The sequence below is a fragment of the Mycobacterium sp. BMJ-28 genome (assembly GCF_054404835.1).
The window spans coordinates 3,176,923-3,197,079 of the sequence record NZ_CM136783.1 but is presented as its reverse complement, the minus strand read 5'-3'; the positions used below and the strand labels follow the sequence as shown (position 1 = coordinate 3,197,079).

Annotated in this window: 16 protein-coding genes and 3 pseudogenes; 3 read left to right on the top strand and 16 right to left on the bottom strand. The window is 64.5% G+C overall.

The genetic code is table 11. From position 1 onward, the window contains the following. The first annotated feature begins 240 nt into the window (after positions 1 to 240). A pseudogene (locus ACXPWS_RS15920) lies at positions 241 to 1,796 on the top strand (FAD-binding protein). 10 nt (positions 1,797 to 1,806) lie between these two features. On the opposite strand, the gene ACXPWS_RS15915 reads toward ACXPWS_RS15920, so the two are convergent. From ACXPWS_RS15915 to ACXPWS_RS15905, 3 genes and pseudogenes are all read right to left on the bottom strand, one after another. Continuing rightward, complete coding sequence (locus tag ACXPWS_RS15915) at positions 1,807 to 2,607, bottom strand: SDR family NAD(P)-dependent oxidoreductase (RefSeq protein ID WP_458713328.1); 801 nt, start codon at positions 2,605 to 2,607, stop codon at positions 1,807 to 1,809. 6 nt (positions 2,608 to 2,613) lie between these two features. Beyond that, positions 2,614 to 3,828 (bottom strand): DegT/DnrJ/EryC1/StrS family aminotransferase, encoded by a 1,215-nt coding sequence (locus tag ACXPWS_RS15910; RefSeq protein ID WP_458713559.1) that lies wholly within the window; start codon positions 3,826 to 3,828, stop codon positions 2,614 to 2,616. A 429-nt stretch (positions 3,829 to 4,257) separates the two neighbouring features. Then, positions 4,258 to 4,389 (bottom strand): annotated as a pseudogene (locus ACXPWS_RS15905) (MspA family porin); the annotation flags it as partial. On the opposite strand from ACXPWS_RS15905, the pseudogene ACXPWS_RS15900 reads away from it, so the two are divergent. Further along, positions 4,381 to 4,817: pseudogene (locus ACXPWS_RS15900) on the top strand (transposase); the annotation flags it as partial. The pseudogenes ACXPWS_RS15905 and ACXPWS_RS15900 sit on opposite strands and share 9 nt — an antisense overlap. A 45-nt stretch (positions 4,818 to 4,862) precedes the next feature. On the opposite strand, the gene ACXPWS_RS15895 reads toward ACXPWS_RS15900, so the two are convergent. Further along, positions 4,863 to 6,533: an FAD-binding dehydrogenase gene (locus ACXPWS_RS15895; RefSeq protein ID WP_458713327.1), complete on the bottom strand. Its 1,671-nt coding sequence runs from the start codon at positions 6,531 to 6,533 to the stop codon at positions 4,863 to 4,865. 187 nt (positions 6,534 to 6,720) lie between these two features. On the opposite strand from ACXPWS_RS15895, the gene ACXPWS_RS15890 reads away from it, so the two are divergent. Then, complete coding sequence (locus ACXPWS_RS15890; RefSeq protein WP_458713326.1) at positions 6,721 to 7,263, top strand: TetR/AcrR family transcriptional regulator; 543 nt, start codon at positions 6,721 to 6,723, stop codon at positions 7,261 to 7,263. Between the two features lie 66 nt (positions 7,264 to 7,329). On the opposite strand, the gene ACXPWS_RS15885 is transcribed toward ACXPWS_RS15890, so the two are convergent. From ACXPWS_RS15885 to ACXPWS_RS15830, 12 genes are all read right to left on the bottom strand, one after another. Continuing rightward, complete coding sequence (locus tag ACXPWS_RS15885; RefSeq protein ID WP_458713325.1) at positions 7,330 to 8,085, bottom strand: cyclase family protein; 756 nt, start codon at positions 8,083 to 8,085, stop codon at positions 7,330 to 7,332. A 42-nt stretch (positions 8,086 to 8,127) separates the two neighbouring features. After that, positions 8,128 to 8,976, bottom strand: a complete 849-nt coding sequence (locus tag ACXPWS_RS15880; RefSeq protein ID WP_458713324.1) for a sulfurtransferase — start codon at positions 8,974 to 8,976, stop codon at positions 8,128 to 8,130. Between the two features lie 31 nt (positions 8,977 to 9,007). Then, positions 9,008 to 9,940, bottom strand: coding sequence for a beta/alpha barrel domain-containing protein (locus ACXPWS_RS15875; RefSeq protein WP_458713323.1), 933 nt, complete (start codon positions 9,938 to 9,940; stop codon positions 9,008 to 9,010). A 16-nt stretch (positions 9,941 to 9,956) separates the two neighbouring features. Further along, positions 9,957 to 11,123, bottom strand: a complete 1,167-nt coding sequence (locus ACXPWS_RS15870; protein ID WP_458713322.1) for a CaiB/BaiF CoA transferase family protein — start codon at positions 11,121 to 11,123, stop codon at positions 9,957 to 9,959. Between the two features lie 41 nt (positions 11,124 to 11,164). Continuing rightward, complete coding sequence (locus tag ACXPWS_RS15865; RefSeq protein WP_458713321.1) at positions 11,165 to 11,536, bottom strand: rhodanese-like domain-containing protein; 372 nt, start codon at positions 11,534 to 11,536, stop codon at positions 11,165 to 11,167. A gap of 63 nt (positions 11,537 to 11,599) precedes the next feature. Further along, positions 11,600 to 12,262 carry a GntR family transcriptional regulator gene (locus ACXPWS_RS15860; protein WP_458713320.1) on the bottom strand — a complete coding sequence of 221 codons (663 nt, stop codon included), beginning with the start codon at positions 12,260 to 12,262 and terminating at the stop codon, positions 11,600 to 11,602. Between the two features lie 46 nt (positions 12,263 to 12,308). Then, positions 12,309 to 13,961: a dipeptide ABC transporter ATP-binding protein gene (locus tag ACXPWS_RS15855; RefSeq protein WP_458713319.1), complete on the bottom strand. Its 1,653-nt coding sequence runs from the start codon at positions 13,959 to 13,961 to the stop codon at positions 12,309 to 12,311. Beyond that, a complete protein-coding gene (locus ACXPWS_RS15850; RefSeq protein ID WP_458713318.1) occupies positions 13,958 to 14,881 on the bottom strand; it encodes an ABC transporter permease in 924 nt (307 codons plus the stop codon). Before ACXPWS_RS15850 ends, ACXPWS_RS15855 begins: the two co-directional genes overlap by 4 nt. Beyond that, positions 14,878 to 15,852 carry an ABC transporter permease gene (locus ACXPWS_RS15845; protein WP_458713317.1) on the bottom strand — a complete coding sequence of 325 codons (975 nt, stop codon included), beginning with the start codon at positions 15,850 to 15,852 and terminating at the stop codon, positions 14,878 to 14,880. The genes ACXPWS_RS15850 and ACXPWS_RS15845 overlap by 4 nt, the downstream gene beginning before the upstream one ends. Then, on the bottom strand, positions 15,852 to 17,174 hold the full coding sequence (locus ACXPWS_RS15840) for an LLM class flavin-dependent oxidoreductase (protein WP_458713316.1): 1,323 nt from the start codon (positions 17,172 to 17,174) through the stop codon (positions 15,852 to 15,854). The genes ACXPWS_RS15845 and ACXPWS_RS15840 overlap by 1 nt, the downstream gene beginning before the upstream one ends. Beyond that, complete coding sequence (locus ACXPWS_RS15835; RefSeq protein WP_458713315.1) at positions 17,171 to 18,115, bottom strand: LLM class flavin-dependent oxidoreductase; 945 nt, start codon at positions 18,113 to 18,115, stop codon at positions 17,171 to 17,173. Before ACXPWS_RS15835 ends, ACXPWS_RS15840 begins: the two co-directional genes overlap by 4 nt. Positions 18,116 to 18,146: 31 nt before the next feature. Next, positions 18,147 to 19,721, bottom strand: coding sequence for an ABC transporter substrate-binding protein (locus tag ACXPWS_RS15830; protein ID WP_458713314.1), 1,575 nt, complete (start codon positions 19,719 to 19,721; stop codon positions 18,147 to 18,149). Positions 19,722 to 20,157: the final 436 nt, after the last annotated feature.

Genomic DNA, 20,157 nt, shown 5'->3' with positions numbered 1-20,157 from the left:
GCCTCCGAACAGGGTTCCAACGGTTGATACCCGGCACCGGGCTGACTCCGAAGATAGGCCGTTGCGCGGAGTACGCGGAGGGAATCCCGCTCACCGGAAGAAGGCCGACCCGCCGACCTGTTGCTCGCAACCAGGAGCGGCGGAGCGGTGATCCCGGTGACTGAAAACGTCGCCGCGCGGAAGAAATTCACCGCCGTAGCATCACCCCGACCATTGATCACGACCCCGGAAGGAACAGACATGGATGGCGGTTGCCAGGACGTCGACTGGGACGTCGAATGCGACGTTCTGGTGGTGGGTTCCGGTGCGGGCGCACTCACCGGTGCGTACACGGTCGCCCGCGAAGGACTGCGAGTCGTCGTGGTCGAGGCGACCGATCGATTCGGCGGCATCTCTGCGTACTCCGGCGGCGGCATGTGGCTGCCGTGCAACCCGGTGTTGCAGCGGGCCGGCGACGACGACACCTTGGACGACGCGCTCGCCTACTTTCACGCGGTCGTGGGGGGGGGCGCAGCTCTGTGGAACTGCAGGAGGCGTTCGTGCGCGGGGGTGCTCCGTTGATCGCCTATCTGGAGCAGGATCCCGTCCTGCAGTTCCAGGTGCTGCCGTGGCCTGACTACTTCGGCTCGGCGCCGCACGCGCGCGCCGGCGGGCGGCACATCGTGCCGGTGCCGGTGCCGGCCGCCGCGCTCGGTGATCTACGGGCGCACTTGCGACCGCCACTCGCCACCGACCGGGCGGGACAGGAACCGCCCGACGAGCTCGTCGGCGGGCAGGCCCTGATCGGGCGACTGCTCATGGCCTTAGCCGGGCAGCCGAACGTGGAGATGCGCCTGACGACGTCGTGCACCCAGTTGACGGTGCACGACGGACGCGTGACCGGTGTCGAGGTGGACACCCCCGAGGGCGCCCTTCGGATCAAGGCCGAACGCGGCGTGCTGATCGCCGCCGGTGGCTTCGAGCGAAACGACCAGATGCGCAAGGCCAATGGGGTGCCCGGCTCTGGGGCTGACTCGATGTCGCCACCTGGTAACCAGGGTATCGCGACGGAAGCTGCGATGCGCATCGGCGCGGACGTCGACCTGATGTCGGAAGCATGGTGGGCGCCCGGTTTGACACACCCGGACGGTACCTCGACGTTCGCGCTGTGGTTCCGCGGCGGCATCTTCGTCAACGACCAGGCTCAGCGATTCACCAACGAATCGGCGGCGTACGACAGGTCGGCCCGAGACCTGCTGCGCGAGATGGACAGTGGCAACATCACGCTGCCCTACTGGTTGATCTACGACAGCCGTGACGGAGAGCTGCCACCACTGTTGTTCAGCGGTGTGCCAATGGCGGAGTCCGGTAAATATCGGGACGCGGCACTGTGGCATAGCGCAGACTCGCTCGACGAACTCGCGGAGCTAATCGGTGTGCCTGCGGTGAATCTGGCGGCCACGGTCAGCCGATTCAACCGATTCGCCGCGGCGGGCGTCGATGCGGACTTCGGCCGCGGGGACGAACCGTTCGACCGGTCGGTGCCGGGGAGTCCAAATCCGTTGGTGCCCATCGAACAGCCGCCCTATCGCGCCGCCGCGTTCGGGTTGTCGGACCTCGGCACCAAGGGTGGCCTGCGCACCGATGCGGTCGGCCAGGTCGTCGACATCCACGGCCGGCAGATCGAGGGCCTCTATGCGTCGGGCAATTCGATGGCTGCAGTCAGCGGTACGACCTATCCGGGCGGCGGCAACCCGATCGGCGCTTCGATGGTGTTCGCGCACCTCGCGGCGCTCGCCATGGTCGGCCGCGGGTAGTCGTAGCGGCTCACATGTGTGAGCCGCCGTCGATTCGCAGCTCGGTGCCGGTGATGAAATAGCCGTCGGGACAACCCAACAGGGCGACCGCTGCGGAGACGGCATCGGGCTGCGCGAATATCGCACCGCTGGCGAGCGGAAGCATCGGCGTCACCTTGGCGAACAGTGCCAGGTCGGCGTCGGCAGGAAGCCCGGGCCCAGTGCTGGCCTTGGACTCGCCGGATCCGTCGGTCATGCCCGACGCGATCGAACCTGGCTGTACACAGTTGAAGCGAATTCCCGCCTTGCTGAACTCCGCGGCCAATGCGTGCGTCATCGACTGGATCGCCCCCTTCGACGCCGCGTAGGCGGCCATGTAGGGATGGGCGAAACTGGCCGACGTCGAACTGAAGTTCACGACGGCCGGCTGGTCACCGAGGAGTAGCGCCGGGATCGATTGGCGGATCACCAGGAAGGTGCCGATCAGGTTGATCCTGATGACCTGTTCGAAATCGGACAGCGCGGTGTCCGCGAAATGGCCGGACCGAAGTATGCCGGCCGCGTTGACCAGGGTGTCCAGCCCGCCCAGTGACTCGACCGCCCGACCGACCCCGGCGGCGACCGACTCTTCGACGGCGACGTCCACCTCGATGGTGGTGAGGCGGTCCGCGCCGGCACCGGCCTTCGCACGCGTATCGGCCAGGCCCGTCGCGCTGACGTCGGCGGCGGCCACGGTCGCGCCCTCGTCGAGCACCCTCAGCACGGTGGCCTGCCCGATTCCGGAGCCTGCGCCGGTGATGAGTACCCGTCGGCCTGCGTATCGCTGCAGCATCGTGACTCAGTCTTCGGTGACGAAACGGCCGGCGAACTCGTGAACGCTCTTCACCACGTGGTTGAGTTCTTCCTCGGTCGTGCCGTGGCTCATCCCCAGCGACATGCCGCGAGCGAACACCTCGTCGGCGTTGGGTAGGCCGCCCTCGGGCGTCCGATACTCGACATTGCGCATCATCGGATGACGCGTGACATTCCCGCTCCATACCGTTCTGGTGTCGATGCCCACCGACTCGAGGTGCTCTTGAAGATCGGATCGAGTGAACCCGGCGTCCTCCAGGATCGTCACCGGATAGCACAGCCAGGCGGTGTGGAAGCCCGCTTGTTGACGAGGGAGCCGAAACAGCGTCGGGTACGCACCGAAGGCACCGGTGAAGGCCTCGAAGATCTCGTGTCGGCGCCGGTAGTTCTTGTCCAGCTTGCTGAGCTGGACCAAGCCGAAGGCGGCTCCCAACTCCGACGGTTCGAAGTTCCAAGGCAGCACGTCGAAGATGAAGTCGTTGTCGTAGTCGACACCGTCGAGTTCCTCGCGGAACACTCGGCCGCCGGGCTTCGAGCCGAACAGATGCGGCTCGGAGCGCCGTCCCCAACGGCGCAACATCAGACCCTTGTCGCGCAGAGGCTCGTCGTCGAGGCACACCATCCCACCATTGCCTGCGCAGGTGATGATGTGGCTCATCGCGAAACTGGTGACGGTGATGTCGGAACGGCTGCCGGTCTTGGTACCCCGCAGCGTCGTACCGATGCAGTCGCAGGAATCCTCGATCACCTTCAAGCCGTGTCGGTCAGCGATCTCGCGGATCGCATCCCAGTCCGGTGCGTTGCCCGCCAGATTCGGGAACAGCAGCGCCTTGGTCTTGTCGGTGATGAGCTCCTCGATCTTGGCGGGATCGACGTTGTAGGTATCGGGCTCGACGTCGACGAAGACCGGGACCCAACCGCCACGCACGATCGGTGATACGTCGGTCGAAAACGTCAAAGGCGAGGTGATGACCTCGGAACCCTTCGGCAGATCGAGGAGTTCCAGTGCCAGGTAGAGCGCCGAGGATCCCGAATTGCACATCAGACCAAGCTGTTTGCCGTACAGGTCGGCGACCCGCTGCTCCATCTCCGCCACGTTCTTGCCGATCTTCAGCGCAAACGGACCACCGCGAAGTACCTCCAGGCATGCGTCGATCTCCGCCTCGCCGTGGACGCTGCGGGCATAGATTACTCGGGTCACTTCGCTCTCCTTTGGTTTGCAAGGGACATCGGGCTCGCCGTCGGCGCCGGCGTAGGAAACCTGATTGTGACGGCGGTCTGGCGTAGGAAGAGACGGACTTCCACTGATTGAAAACCTGCTCGCTGCAACGGAGTCTGATGTGCGCGGATGAGCAAGTGCGACACGAAATACCTGCCGCTCGCCTTCTTCCACTGAGCGGCACACGGCCGCGCTGCCGACATCAGCCCTGGTAAACCCTTCGTAACATTCCACAGGACGCTGAAGGTCGTGCACGCCGATGTCGCAGAGATGCTCAGCTACGCCCCGTCAGCCGTTCGCCGTCGATGCCGGCGCCGAACGGACAGCGTTGACCTGCAATGGGATGGGCACGGCTCCGGCTCCCCACCGCATGAGCGTGGAGGGACCAGGGGCTGATGTCGGTTAAGGGGGTCAGACCTTGGTGGGCTCGCCGTAGATGGCGAATTGATTGTGGGCCTCGGCAGTCGAGACCCACAAGAAGGCAAAGGAGCGAGTGGTCACGTCACCGCCGCACGCATCGGCCTTGATGTGCAGATTGTCGATGAGCCGCGACCCGGCCGTCCGCGTGCAGTGGGCGACGATCGGATCGAGGCGCTGATCGTGGCGACTCTGGAGACCGCGCCCAAGGACGCGACGCACTGGTCGACTCGGTCGATGGCCGATCATCTGGGCCCGTCGCAGTCGATGGCGTCGCGAGCCTGGCGGGCCTTCGGACTCGCGCCGCACAAACACGATTCGTGGAAGTAATCGAAGGATCCGCTGTTCGTGGCCAAGATCCGCGACGTCGCGGGCTATATCTGAACCCGCCCGAGCGGGCGTTGATGCGGTGCGTGGACGAGAAGACCCGGATCCAAGCACTGGACCGCACTCAACGGACATTCCCGATGCTGCCCGGCTCTCCCGCGCGGTCCAGCCACGACTACGTCTGCCACGCAACCCCCAGCCTCTATGCCGCGCTAGACCTCGCCAGCATCGGCACGTACTGCAACCGAATCAACAACTCGCGACACTAGCGTTTAGAGTGCGGCGGCTGCGGCTCTGCCTGCGGTACGGCCGCTGAAGATGCAGCCCCCCAAGAAGGTGCCTTCCAGTGCGTTGTAGCCGTGCACGCCACCACCACCGAAGCCGGCGACCTCCCCAGCGGCATACAAGCCGTCGATGGGTTGACCGTCAGCGTCCAACGCTCGCGAGGAGAGGTCGGTTTGGATGCCGCCCAATGTCTTTCGGGTCAGGATGTGCATCTTCACTCCGATCAGCGGACCAGCGTTGGGGTCGAGGATGCGATGCGGAGCCGCCGTGCGGCCCAGCCGGTCGCCGAGGTAGCGCCGCGAGTTGCGGATGCCCTGCACCTGCGCGTCCTTGGAGAAGGGATTGGCCATCTGCAGATCGCGCGATTCGATCTGGGCGCGGATCACCGCCGGGTCGAGCAGCGCCTCGTCGGTGAGCGCGTTCATCCGCCCGACGAGCTCGTCGAGAGTGTTGGCCACGACGAAGTCCTTACCGTGCTCCTTGAATGCCTCCACCGGGCCGGGCGCCCCCTTGCCTAGGACGCGCTCCCGAAGGAATGCCTTCTTGTCCTTGTTGGTGATGTCGGGGTTCTGCTCCGAACCGGACAGGGCGAACTCCTTGCCGATCATCTTCTGGGTGAGGATGAACCAGGAGTGGTCGTATTGAGCGATGTCGGGGGTAGTGCGCAGGTAGCGCAGCGTGCCCAAGGTGTCGTAGCCCGGCAGATACGGTGCGGGCAGGCGGCGGCCCAGTGCGTCGAACCACATCGACGACGGGCCGGGCAGCACGCGGATGGCGTGCTTGGGCCAGATCGGGTTCCAGTTCTGGATGCCTTCGGTGTAATGCCACATGCGGTCCCGGTTGACCAGGCGCACACCGGCGTCGGCCGCGATGTCGAGCATCCGGCCGTCCACGTACGCAGGCACCCCGGTGATCATCGACGTCGGAGGGGTGCCCATCCGTTCGGGCCAATACCGGCGCACGATGTCGTGATTGGCTCCGATGCCGCCGGTGGTGATGATGACCGCTTGGGCGGACAGTTCGAACTCTCCGATGGCGTCGCGGTTCGACGGGGCACCACGCACCGCATCATCGGGTGCCAGCACGGTCCCGCGTACTCCGGTGGCGGTGCCGTTGGTGACGATCAGGTCGTCCACCTGGTGGCGGTGGTGGAACGTGACCAGGCCGCGCTTCTCGGCGTCCACCGCGGAGTTGACGAACGGCTCGACCACCCCGGTGCCGGTTCCCCAGGAGACGTGGAAGCGGGGCACGGAGTTGCCGTGGCCGTTGGAGCGCAGGTCCCCGCGTTCGGCCCACCCCACGGTCGGCAGGAACGAAATGCCGTGGCTGGTCAGGTAGTCGCGTTTCTCCCCAGCGGCGAACTCCACGTACGCGCGCGCCCACTTGGCCGCCCATAGATCCTCGTCGTCGAGGCGGTCGAACGCGGCACTGCCCTGCCAGTCGTTCCACGCCAGTTCGAAGGAGTCCTTGACCCCGCAGTGACGCTGTTCGGGGCTGTTGACCAGGAAGATGCCGCCAAAAGACCAGAAGGCCTGACCGCCGAGATTGGCGCGGTTCTCCTGGTCGATGACCACGACCTTCTTGCCCCGACTGGTCAGTTCGCGGGTGGCGACGAGTCCGGCGAGGCCCGCGCCGACGACGATGACGTCCGCATCCATCTGTCGTACTCCTTGAGGTGAAAGTCAACGTAACATTCGATACGCTAATGCATCTGATGCAACATCGTATTGGATTGTGGTGGAGATGACAGCGTCACCGACGCGACGAGTGCAAGGTTCCGGCCGGACTCGGACACCGTCGCCTCGGGTCACGAAGCGCCGTGCCGAAACCCGCGCCAAACTGATCATGGCGGCGTTCGGCGTGTTCGCCGCAAAGGGTTTCGGGCAGGTCCGCATCGACGACGTCTGCAACGCTGCGGGATACACGCGAGGGGCGTTCTACTCGCAGTTCGACAGCCTCGATGAGTTGTTCTTCACTCTCTACGACCAGCGAGCACAACTCATCGCCAGTCAGGTTACCGATGCTCTCACCAGTGACACCGACGCCACAGTCGAAACATTGATCGAACGTGCCTCGGCCACACTGCTTCTCGACCGTGACTGGCTGATGATCAAAACCGACTTCCTGCTGCACGCCGCGCGCCAACCCGCAGTCGCCGACCGTCTCGCCCTGCACCGCGCTCTCCTGCGGACCGCGATCGAGAATCGGCTCGATCAAGCACGCGCCGAGCTGACCCTGCCGCCAGTGATCGGCGACATCCCCAGCGCCGCCCGCGCGGTCATCGCCGCCTACGACGGAGTCACCGTCCAACTCCTCCTCGACAGTGACGTGTCGGCCGCCCGAGCCTGGCTCACCCAACTGCTCACCGTGCTGCTGTTGAGCCGGTGAGCTGCGTGAGCGGTCGAGACCTACCGAACGGCGGCGCGGCGGTCTTCAAAGTGGACGAGTCGACGTTCAACCCCCGACAGGGGCATTAGCTGAATGGATCTGACGTACGAGCACTCGAGCCGGCGCTCCGTCGTAGGATCGGATGTTCAGTGCCGCGAAGATGAACTCCGCGCGGTGCCCCGAAAGGCTCGCGGGTGGCTTGAGGTGTTCGCTGATGAGTACCCCGGCCTTGAGTAGTCGCCGGTGTACTGGCCAGTCGAAAGGCGTGGGGCGTTGGTAGGAAGGAAGATCCGGTGAGCCGAAGTCGACCGCGAGCAGCTTGACCTGGTGGTCGATCAACCATTGAGCGCCGTCCATGCTGAGACTCGGGTGCCGCAGGTAAGTGTCGGTTCCGACGTACTGTGCCCATCCCGTATCCAGTGCCACGATGTCACCGGGCAACGTCGAGGGCGAGGACCTTTCGAGGTGCTCGGCAGTGATGAATCCGCCGGGTTCGACGTCGATCTTCAGGACGACCCCTGGGCCGGTGAGGCGCTCCAGTGGAATGTCTTCGAACGCTGGACCGTCGGCGTAAAAGTGCCGAGGCGAGTCGACGTGAGTGCCGATGTGCACGATCATCGAGATCTCGCTGATGTTGATCATGTCGTCTTCGAGCCTGCGGAACTTGCTGAACGCGGGGGGCGGGAAGGGGACCATTCTCGGGATGTCGGAGTCGATGACGTGACTGGCGTCGAGCCACGGCCCGTCGCCAAGGTAGCGCTGGGTCGATGGAGCGGGCCATCCCGTCCATCCGGTGATGGGTGGTTTCGTGTAGTCGCACATGGGAATTCCTGTCGTGTGAGGGGGTGCCGGTCCGCAGGGTGATTAGCGGGACGTTTCGATTTCCCGCCGAGCGTCGTTGGACCACTGTGACCAGGAGCCTGGGTACAGGGCGGCGTCGATGCCGGTGATGGCGAGTCCCGCGATGACATGGGCGGCGGTGATACCGGAGCCGCAGTAAACCGTGGGGTGTACGGCCGGGGTGTGGCCGTGCTGCGTGACGGCGGCGCGCAACTGCTCATCTGCCAGGAACCGGCCGGATTCGTCGAGCAGCGAACTGGTCGGCAGGTTCCGTGCGCCGGGAATGTGTCCCGCGCGGGGATCGACGGGTTCGGTGTCGCCGCGGTAACGCTCTGGTGCCCGCGCGTCGAGGAGCTGGGACGCGCCAGCGGAGTGTGCAGCGCCATCGGCGTCGACGGTCGCTAGGTGGCCTGCGGCGAGGGTGACTGAACCTGGCGGGACTGTCGTCGGGCCGGATTCGGTGGGAAGTCCGCGGCGGGTCCATTCCGCCAGTCCTCCGTCGAGGATGCGGACGGTGGCAAGTCCGGCCCATCTCAACAACCACCAGGCGCGGGCGGCGGAGGTGGCGGGTCCGGCGTCGTAGATCACGACGTCGTCGCCGTCGTTGATGCCCCACCGGCGGGCCGACTCCTGCAGGTCGCCGATGTCGGGTAACGGGTGGCGTCCGTGTTCGGGCGATGGCGGTGCCGCCAGTTCGCGCTCGAGGTCGACGTAGACGCCGCCCGGGAGGTGGGCTCGACGGTGCTCTTCGCGACCGTCGGTGCGGCCCAGTGCCCAGCGGACGTCGAGTAGGACCGGGGAATTCTTGGCTACGCGGCGGTGCAGTTCGTCGGCGGTGATCAGAACTGCTGCTCGGTTGGAGTTGGACGTCATGTCGGTCTCTCGTTGGTGGTGTGGCGTGTGGTCAGTCGGTGATGACCCATTCGAAGGCATTTGCCGTTGAACGGGCGCCTTGAGCAGTCTTGGACCGGTTCGGTTCTCCGATGTCGGACAACAGTTTCTCGGTAGCGCCCACAAGCTCGGACAGCACCGCCGGGGAGAACCATTGCGGTCGGGTGGCGAACAGGAGGTCTTCGGTGGAGGTGTTGCCGCTGGCTCCAGGAGCGAAGGGGCACCCGCCCAGGCCGCCGAGCGATCCGTCGACGAGGGCGGCTCCGGCGGCGATGGCGGCCAGCGTGTTGGCCACGCCAAGTCCCCATGTGTCGTGTCCGTGGTACACCACACGACGATCGGGTGTCTCTGCGACGACGCGCGAGATCAGGCGCGACACCTGATCGGGCACGGCTTGCCCCAGTGTGTCGCAGATGACGATGTCGTCGGCGCCGTCGGTGCGCGGGTCGTTGGCGATAGCGATGACACGGTCGTCGCTGACGTATCCCTCGAACGGGCAAGTGAATGCGGTTGCGATCGTCAGCTGGATCCGGCCGCCGGCCGCCCGGGTGGCTTCGATGGCCGCCGGCATTGCGGCGATGCTGTCTTCGGTGGTGCGTCCGATATTGGCCTTGTTGTGGGAGTCGGACGCTGACAGGCAGTACTGAAAGTTGCGGGCCCCGGCTTCGATGGCTTTCTCGACGTGTCGTGGTGTTGCGACCCACAACCAGCATCGGTCGAGTTCTTCTGCGGTCAGTCCCCTTACTACGTCGAGGGAATCGGCCAGCGTGGGCACGAGGTCGGGCCGCGCGAGCGAGCCAATTTCGAGTTCTTCCACTCCCAAGCGCAGCAACAATCGCACCAGGTCGATCTTGGACTGAGTGGAGGGTGCGGCCTTCGTGAGCTGCAGGCCATCGCGAAGCGTGACATCGCGAAGTGCTGCGGCGGGGGAGTACGAGTAGGTCATGGCGTGCCTTTCGTGGCTAGTGCTGAGAAGGGGAGGGTGCGTGCAGGTTGGTGAGCACCTCCTCTGTGTGCTCACCAAGATCGGGTCCGATCCAGCGGATGGGCAGCGATCGATCCCCGATGACGGGGACGATGCCGGGGAAGTCGACGTCGACGGGTTCCTCGCCGCCGGTGTCCACCGGGAATGTCTGAATCATGTGGCGCGCTCGGTATTGCGGGTCGGCGCGGATGTCGGCCGCGGTGTAGATCGGACCTGCCGGAACGTCGGCGTTGTCGAGGACCTGCAGGGCGTTCTCGCGGGTCACACCAGCAGCCCAGTGTCCGATGGCGTCGTCGAGGTCGTCGCGGCGTGCCCACCGGCCGGCATTGGTCGACAGCGTCGGGTCGGTCGCAAGGTCGGAGCGCCCGATGGCCTCCATGCACCGCACGAAGATCGAATCCCCGTTGGCGGCAACGACAATCGAGGTGCCGTCGCCGCAAGTATAGGCATTCGACGGGGCGATGCCTTCCATCCGGCCACCGGTGCGCCGTCGCGTCACACCGTATGCGGATTGGTCGGGAATCAACGATTCCATCATCGACAGGATCGATTCGTTGAGGGCCACGTCGATGGTGCGCTCACGGACGGGGAGCGCTTCGTTGCGGCGTGATTGGCGCTGAAACAGCGCCATGACCGTGCCGAAGGCGCCGTACAGGCCAGCTATCGAGTCCCCGATGGACACGCCGACGCGAACCGGGGGGCGATCAGGGTCTCCGACTAGTTCACGTAGTCCGCCAACGGCTTCGGCGACGGCGGCAAAGCCCGGCCGACTCGACATGGGGCCACTCTGACCGAAGGCTGATATCCGCGTAATAATGAGATCAGGATTGTTCTGGGACAGGGCATCTGGTCCGATTCCCCACTTTTCGAGTGTGCCCGGGCGAAAGTTCTCGAGCACGACATCACAGGTCGCTGCCAGTGCGAGGACTTCGCGCCTGCCGTGTTCGGTTTTTAGGTCCAGAACCACCGACTTCTTGTTGCGGTTGATCGTCCGGAACAGCATCGAGGTAGTCCCCTCGTGCAATCGCCAGTTGCGGAGCTCGTCGCCGACCCCCGGGCGCTCTATCTTGATCACTTCGGCGCCGAAGTCGGCGAGGAGTCGGCCCGTGGTGGGAGCGGCGATGTAGTTGCCCAATTCCAGCACTCGAACGCCCTGCAGTGGAAGGGGCGCGGGTGGTTGGTCACTCACAGTGCGACGTCGGCGTTCCGGTCGACGCCGGCAACCGAGTGGCCGGCCGCTTTCCAGGCGGGGTATCCGCCGCTGATCTGAAAGACCGCGGGGTAGCCCCATGCCAGAAGTTTGTCGACTATCGGGCCGGAACCGCCCTCGCTGGTGCAAAAGACCACCACAGCTCGGCCCTGAGCGCGGGCATGTAAGTCCGACCCCGGCGCGAAGAGCGTGTCGACGTCCGTCTTTTCTACCGTTAGCGCCCCGGGAACGGTTCCGGCGGTCTGGCGCGTCTCGGTGCGGCGGACGTCTAGGAGAAGCGCTCCTTGGTCCACTAGTTGCTGCGCGCGTTGCGCCGAGACGGTGGCTCCGTTGCGGGCGTTAGTCATCTCTGTGGGTCCCTTCCCGAAGGTGTTGATGCACAATTGAAGTCATTTATCTAAGTGCGCCTCTCACAGCTGGCCTCGCATGATCGCGTCGTGTTCCCAGGCTCGAATCCTGACGTCTCGTACCCGTTCCAGATGGGTCTTGAGCACCGTCCCGGCGAGCTCGGCGTCGCGGGTGGCGATCGCGGCCATCACCGCGGCGTGTTCATCGTCGGTCTCATCGAGGTTCTCGTGGACTTCGATTCGCTCGGAGTTGTAGGGCGCCAACTGTGCGAGGGTGCGGGTGAGTAATTCGATGGCGGTGCGGTTTCTGCCGATGGCGACCGCCGATAGGTGCCATTGCCGGTTGAGTTCGATTTTGGTGTCGCGGTCCGTTGTCGCGTGGGCGCGGTCGAACAGCGTCTGTAGGTTGGCGATGTCGCGGGTGCGGGCACGTTCGCAGGCTGAGGTGACCGCAGTGACTTCCAAAGCGATTCGCACGTTGTAGATATCGATGATCTCCTCGATGTCGCGTTGAGGAATCTCATAGCCCCGGATGACCCGGCGCAGCAGTCCGTCGTGTTCCAGTCTGCTGAGCGCTTCACGGATCGGGGTGCGGGACATCCCGTATGGCCCGGTGAGACTGGTTTCGGTGAGGACCGCGCCCACGGGGAAGGTTCCGGAGACGATGTCGTCCTTGATCCGTCGGTACCCCGCTTCGGTGCGAGTCGTCGCATCCGACTCAACCATCAGAGATCTCCCGTCGATGTGTGTATGTAGCCGACTTCATCGTCTATCACGCGCTGACCTCGACGCGCGGGACGGCATCGAGCAGCGTCTTGGTGAAGGGATTGGAGGAGTGGCTCAATACCTGCTCGGTGGTCCCTTCGTCGACGATTCTGCCCATTTGCATGACCGACACCGTGTCTGATACTTGCTGCACGACGGCAAGGTCGTGCGTGATGAACAGGTAGGTCAGTTCGTGTTCGGCCTGCAGGTCCACTAGCAATCGCAGCACTCGGTCTTGGACGGACACATCCAGTGCCGACACCGGTTCGTCGAGGATCAACACCTGCGGTTTCAACGCGAGCGCCCGCGCAACGGCCACCCGCTGGCGCTGTCCACCGGAGAGCTCCCCCGGTCGGCTGCGTGCAGCGCGTTCGGGTAGCGCCACCTGGTCGAGTAGTTCCCGTACGCGTGCCGAGCGCTGCACTTTGGATCCGATGCCGAACGAGTCCAGCGGTTCGCGCACGATGCTTTGCACGCTGGCGCGCGGGTCCAGGGACGAGTACGGATTCTGGTAGACGAGTTGTACGCGTCGCCGCCACGCGCGCAGATCCCCGGCCGGGGGATCATGAGGGGCATGCCTGCCCAGGGATACCGTTCCCGCATCGGGGGTTTCCAGACGCGCGAGGATCCTGGCGACCGTGGACTTCCCGGAGCCAGACTCGCCCACGAGGGTATGAGTGGCGCCGCGAGCGATAGTGAACGACACATCGTCGACCGCGGCCGTGGTGCGTTGGCGAGGTCCGCGACCAGTGCGAAAAGTCTTTCGCAAGTTCGATGCCGTGACCAGCATATCGGGCTCTTCGCCCGGGGTCGCGGCAGCGACGGGCAGGCGGGGCGATAGCCGGGTGCTCAGGCCGAGTATGGGTGCGGCCGCCACCAGTTGCCGGGTGTAGGGATGTCGCGGTGCGGTCAAGATGGACGCGGCATCACCGTGCTCGACGAGTCGGCCACGTTCGAAGACCAACACCCGTGATGCTCGCTGCAACGCAATACCGAGGTCGTGGGTGATCAGCAGGACCGCGGTGCCGTGGCGTGCGGCCAGGGAATCCAGCGCATCGAGTACCCGCTTCTGAACGGTCACGTCGAGTGCGGACGTGGGCTCGTCTGCGATGACCAGCGCGGGCCGGCAGGCCAGCGCAATGGCGATGAGTACGCGTTGGCGCATTCCGCCAGAAAGCTCGTGGGGATAGCGGTTGGCCAAGCTCGCCGCGTCGGGCAGACCGACTTCATCGAGCAAGTCCACCGCGCGTTCGCGTGCCACGGACTTGGGTTGTCCATGGATCGACAGCACTTCGGCCACTTGGGCGCCGATCCGGTGCACCGGGTTCAGCGACACCGTCGGGTCTTGCGGTACCAGCGAGATCCGGCTACCGCGCAGGGCGTCGAGATCTCGTCGAGAACGGCCGAGGATCTGCTCGCCGTCGAGTCGCACTGAGCCCTCCACGGCATCCGCCGAGGCGGGAAGCAGCCCTAAGATCGTGTGTGCCAGGGTGCTTTTGCCTGATCCTGATTCGCCGACGACAGCCACGGATTCACCTGGTTCGACGGTGAATTCCACGTCATGCAGGGCGATATGCCGGTGCGAGCCTCGCCCATAGGCCACCGTCAGTCCATCGACGGACAGCAAAGCGCGCTGCGGTGGGGGATTCTCGGGATTCACCGGCGGTCCCCTTCGATGGCGTGTCCGATTCTGTTGCCCGAGACGACCACCAGGACCACAACGAGCCCGGGCAGCGTCGTCAGCCACCAGCCCGCAGCAAGGAAGTTGCGTCCTTCGGCGATCATCTGTCCCCATTCCGGTGCGGGCGGCTGAGCGCCAAACCCGAGGAAGCTCAGCGCGGCGACCGATAGGATCGCCGAACCGAATTCCAAGGCAGCGAGCGACAACACCGACCCGGCCGCGTTGGGCAGGATTCGACGGAACAACACCTTGTACCAGCGGCTCCCCAGACCCGCGGAGGCTTCGACGAACGCCCAGCTGCGCACCCGCACCACCTCTGAGCGCATGACGCGCGCAAATGTTCCCGCGGCCGCGACTCCGACGGCGATGGCGACGTTGAGTGTTCCAAACCCCAGGACCGTGACGACCATCAGCGACAGCAGCAGGCCCGGGATGGCGAGAAGGACGTCGACTCCCCGCATGACGGCAGCATCGAGCGTGCCTCCCACGTAGCCGGCGGCGAGCCCGATCATCGAGCCGGCGATCAGTGCGATCAGCACGGCGACGAGGGTGGCCTGTAGTGACAGGGACGCACCGTGGACCACCCGTGCGTAGATGTCGCGGCCGAGATTGTCTGTGCCGAACCAGTGTTCCCCGCTGGGGGGCTGGAGCCGGTTACGTGGCTCAGCGCGCAGCGGATCGCGTCGGGTGAACAACTCGGGAAGGAGAGCCCATCCGATCACGACACTGACGACCAGGATCGACACAAGTAAACCCACGTTGCCCAACACCCACCCGGACCATCCGCGATATCGCGGCTGCCGACCGTTCTCTCCGGATAGGTTGTTGCCGAGGGGTGTCGGACTGATCGCCACGCCCGCTGGCGTGACGATTGTCGGCGTTTCGGAGTCGAGGATCATGCGAGGGCCTCCCGTCGCGTCGTGGCATGTGCGGCGCTGCGCCCCACTCGAGGATCGAGAACGGGGTAGATGAGGTCGACCACTAGGCTCGAGACGACGAATGTCGCCGCGGCCAGCAGGACCAAACCCTGGACCATGGGGATGTCTTGGGCCTTGACCGCCTGTTCGGTGAGACGCCCGACGCCGACTCGGGAGAACACCGTCTCGGTGACGACCGACCCGGCGAAGAGGTGGCCAAAGACAACACCGACCAGTGTGGTGGTCGGTATAGCGGCGTTGCGCATCATATGGCCCAGGTGCACGCGAACTCTGCTGGCACCCTTGGCAATCGCTGTATCGATGTAGGGCTGAGCAGATACCTCGTCGAGCGCCTTGCTCAGCACCTGAGCAATCAAAGCGGCCGTGGGTATCGACAAGGTGATGGCCGGCAGGATGAGGTTTGCTATTCCGTCGTTGCCGATCGCAGGCAGGAGACGAAGCTGGAATGAAAATACTTGAACCAGTACAAGGCCGATCCAGAAGGTGGGCAGCGACGCCCACAGGGGTGGAACCGCACGCAAGGTCTGCCGGAGCCAGGGATTGTCTACAAAGGAGGCTAGCAGTGCTAGTCCGGCACCTACCGCGACAGCGATCACGATGGCGGCGCCGGCCAGCTGGGCAGTTTGGGGCATGGCTTCGGCAATACTGTGCGACACCGCGTCACCGGTTTGTATCGATGTACCGAAGTCGCCGCGCACTGCGCTCCACAACCGGGAAAAGTATTGTTCTATCAACGGTTTGTCGAAACCGTACTGAGCTCGAAGTTCCTGTGCACGCACCTGATCGACGGCGCCGCTGGACTCTCCCTCGGTGCGCAGCATAATTGATATCGGGTCGCTGGGCAGGAAGTACAACACGACGAACGTGACCGTGTAGGCGGCCCAGAGCACACCGATAGCCTGGGCGAAGCGCCCAACGAGGTAGGTACTCATCAGGCGGGCGCACTCAGGTCGGCCGGCAAACGTGCGCCGAGATTCTCACGCAGGGTCGTGCCGTGGTACTGCGACCGGAACCGCCCACGGTCCTGCAAGGCAGGGATGACCGAGTCGACGAACTCGCCAAGGCCGGATGGCAGCACCGAGGGTGAGAGGACGAACCCGTCACACGTGCGGCCGTCGACACGCTCGAGGAGTTGATTGACCACATCCGATGTGCTGCCGACGAGAGAGTTCTCACGTCGACGCAGCAGTTCGGTGACCACGCCGCGCGCGCTCAGTCGCCCTCGGGCGGCGATATCGCGCCACTGCTCGACGATGAGGTCCGCCGTCCTGGGGGCCTCCGCGAGGCGGGTCGCGATGCGCACGCTTGGACGGTGCTGCGGGTCTGGATCTTGGTGCGGCAGTGCAGCGTCGACGTCGACGTCGGCAAAGTCGACACCCCAGGCGTCCTCAAGGTAGGAGCGCACCAACGCCGGTGTCGCGCGAAGACTCAACTCGTATTCGGCACGTGCGTGGGCGTCGGCGGTGCTGTCTCCCAGTACGAATCGTGTGCTGGCCATCACCTTCAAGTCGTTTGGTCCGCGGCCGTGGGAGGCCAGTCGTGCCTGAATGTCGCGGTAGAAAGCGTTACCCTCCTCAAATGAGCGCCGTTCGGTGAAGATGGCGTCGGCGTACCGGGCGGCCAATGAGCGGCCTTCGTGTGAATCGCCCGATTGCACCAGGATCGGACGATCTTGCGGGCTGGGGGGCAACGCCATGGCGCCTGCGATCTCGAAATACTCTCCGCGATAGCCGATCCCGGATTTGCGGTGGCTGTCCCAGGTGGCCTGGACGCTGCGCAGATAGTCTTCGGCACGCGCATAGCGCTCATCATGGGCGACGAATTGCCCGCGGCGAAAGTTGGCGGCGATGAGTGCGTCACTGGCGGTGACGAGGTTCCATCCGGCGCGTCCGCCGCTGAGGACGTCGAGGCTCAAGACGCGTCGGGCCAGGTCAACCGGTTCGCTGTGGGTGGCGTTTCCGGTCGCGATCAACCCAATGTGATTGGTGCCCGCGGCAACCGCGGCCAGCCGGGGGATCGGGTCAGGTCGGTCGGCGACGTTGTGATCGACGATCACACCGTTGGATTCGTGAATGCGCAAACCTTCGGCGAGGAACACCGCGTCGAAGAGGCCGGATTCGGCGATTGCCGCGAAGTGGTGAAATGCGTCGACGTCGATCTGGCTTCCGGCGTCCGGATGCCCCCACAGGGTTTCCGGATTGGTGCCGGGGAAGAACGCGAACAGATGAAGCTCTGGGGTGGTGTCGGCGCTCATTGGCCTGCCCCCTGCAATGTCTGGGCGGCGTAGATGTTTGCGGGCCGGTCCAGTCCGAGGAGGCTACGCAGCGTGGCCGGGTGGGCGGGGGCGCCTGAGTGGGCGTGCCAGTCGTGGTTGAGCACTGCCTCCGTGGCTGCCGGGGACCCAGGCGTGAACAAGATGCCGGTGATGCCAGCGTGGGAACGCCAATACGCAACCACCTCGGTGATCGGGGTGCCCGGATCGGTCTCGATCTCCACGAACGTCGGCACGCCCGGGCTGTCGATGGTGTCTGCGTGGGCTGCGTCGACGATCAGGACGTCGGCTAGGAGTGAATCGGCCGCGGCGCGCTCGCCGGTCGTTCGCAGGAACGTCGGCACTCGTCCCTGTGGTGAGCGTGGCGTCACCAGGGGGCCGCGGACGCGGATCGAGGGCCCTCGGTGGTCGATCCGATGAAGTTTCGACGCATCCAGATATCGTCCGGTGGAGATGTCTCGGATCACCGCGCCGTCCTCCCACCCGTCGAACAGACGTGTCACGACGTCGACGAATTCGATGATCTCACTGTCGATCTCGGCGGGATCTGTGGTGATCGGACGGTCGAACAGTCCCGCGTGATCAGCGGCGATGGGTCGCAGGGGTAACCACCCGGTGCGGCCGTGGCTGTCGAAATCCGATGTCGCCAGTGCCTCGGCGACATCGAAGGGTTCCAGGTAGAGCGGTTGCACGGTGGCCACCAGGCCGATGCGGCGGGTGGATGCGCCGAGGAACGACGCGACGGCGATTGGATCCAGGGTCGTCGGCCGTAATCCGCCGTAGCTGTCGTCGATGACGAGGAAGTCGAGTGAGCGTTGTTCGGCGCGTTGCGCCGTCCTCACCAACGATCCGACGTCGACCCTGGTGCCTGCCGTCAGATCTGCGAGGCTGAGTCCGACCACGAACGATTCTGAGTTCGCCATCACGGCATCCCTTCGGGTGTGGACGTGGGCACTACGACTGAATCCATGTGTCGTAGAAGGTCATCCGGGCACCGCTGTCGAATCGGACGTCATGGACCCGGTCGGTGTAGGCCTTGGTCTGCACGATCTCCCAGAGCGGCGCGACATGGCCTTCGGTCAGGATCAGTGACTGCACCTGCCGTACGAGGTCGTCTCGTATGGCTGGATCCGGTTCTGCAGCTTGCGAATCCAGCAGTTTCTGGACATCTGGGTTAAGGACTTTGTTGGTGTTCTCGAACTGCGTCGAGAGGTAGAACCGGAGGATGTCTGGGTCGCCGCGCGTCCAGTTCACGTAGTACAAGTCGTATGCATTGTCGGCGACCTGCTGATCTAGTGTGGCGGAGTCGGTCTTCTCGAGTTTCACGTCGATGCCGATGTCGCGGAGTTGCTGTTGGACCAGGGTGAGGCGGTCGGTTTCGTCCTGGAAGAACGGCAGCTGCAGGGTTAGCGTCTGGCCGCCCTTCTCCCGGATGCCGTCCTTGCCGACGACCCATCCCGACTGCTCGAGCAGTTGGCGGGAAAGCTCAGGGTTGTAGGCGAACTCGTCGGAGGCGTCGACCCATCCCGGAGTGGTGCTCGACAGCACGTTGGTGGCCGGCTTGGCGACTCCCTGCAAAATCGTGTCAACGATTTCGCCGCGATTGATCCCATGTTGAACAGCGAGGCGTACATTGCGGTCACTCATGATGGGTCGTGACTCGTTCGGGGCGAGGTTGTAGGCCAGTCCAGCACCGACCGCGGACTGCAGATGGAACCCCTTTCCGCCGAAAGTGGCTTGGTCTTGGGCTTGGACGTCGTCGATGCCATCAACCTGCCCGGATGTGAGCAGTCCCGCACGTACGCCACTCTCCGGCACCACCGGGTAGACGATCGTGTCGAGATACGCCTCGCCGCTGTGTAGGGCTTGAGTGGAGGCCCAGTTGTATCCAGCCCGCTTCCGCAGAACGAATTCGCGATCAGGACTGTAGCTTTCGAGAGTGAAAGGCCCAGAACCGATGACACCCTTGGATTTGCGGTCGTCGACACTCACGGCAGTACTGGCGGGGGAGATGATGCCCAGCGAGATGGTCGAGGTTCCTTGCAGGAACTGCGCCGTGGGTTTGTCGAACACAACGGTGAAGGACCGTGGGTCGACGACGCGGGTTTCGCGATAGCCCTCCAGGTAGCCCGCTGCAAGGCTATGGGTGGCACCCAGTTTGGACACGCTGTCGAAGTTGACTTTGACAGCCTGGGAGTCAAGGGGTGTGCCGTCGCTGAAGGTGACCCCCGGCCGCAACGTGAACGTGAATTCGGTCAAATCAGCGTTCTGCTGCCAACTCTCGGCGAGCCAGGGAGTCAGCTTGCCGGTCTTGGGATCTTGATCGGTCAACGAGTCGACCAACTGACGCAGCACCGGAGGCCCGCCCTTGCTGATGTTGCGTTGCGGGTCAAGGCTATGGGAGTCGTAGCCGAGCGCGAACGTGAACGTGCCGCCTGAGACCGGCTGGCCGGATGTCGCCGCCGGTCCAGCAGAATTTCCGCATGCCGCCAGCGCAACCGCGGCCGCCGTCACCACCGCTGCAATCATCGGTATGCGTCGGTTTGGTCTCATTGTCAGCGCTCTCATTCCGTCGCCCCAGGATTCACTCCGAAACTGGGGGAACCTCATCTGATACGGCGAGCGTATACACACGTATCCGGTCGGTGAAGATTTCAAATCACCATAATTCGATGCCACAGTGGCACGCTCGAATCGTTTGAATCGCGTTGATCGCATCGATTGATGCACACGTATCCACCTGTATACGTTGAACTCCTCACGAACCGGACGAGGGGAGCATGGATACGCGCCAGCTCCGAACCCCTCTCCCGCATCGACGCTGGCCTCGCCAGCACCGCTCGACAGTCGGATGTTGCCCCAATAGACCGATGACCGAATCGAGACAAGGACGACATGAACATTCGACGCCGCGCAAATCGATGCCGCCTGGTTCTCCTGGTGGCGGTGATGCTCCTAGCCGCCG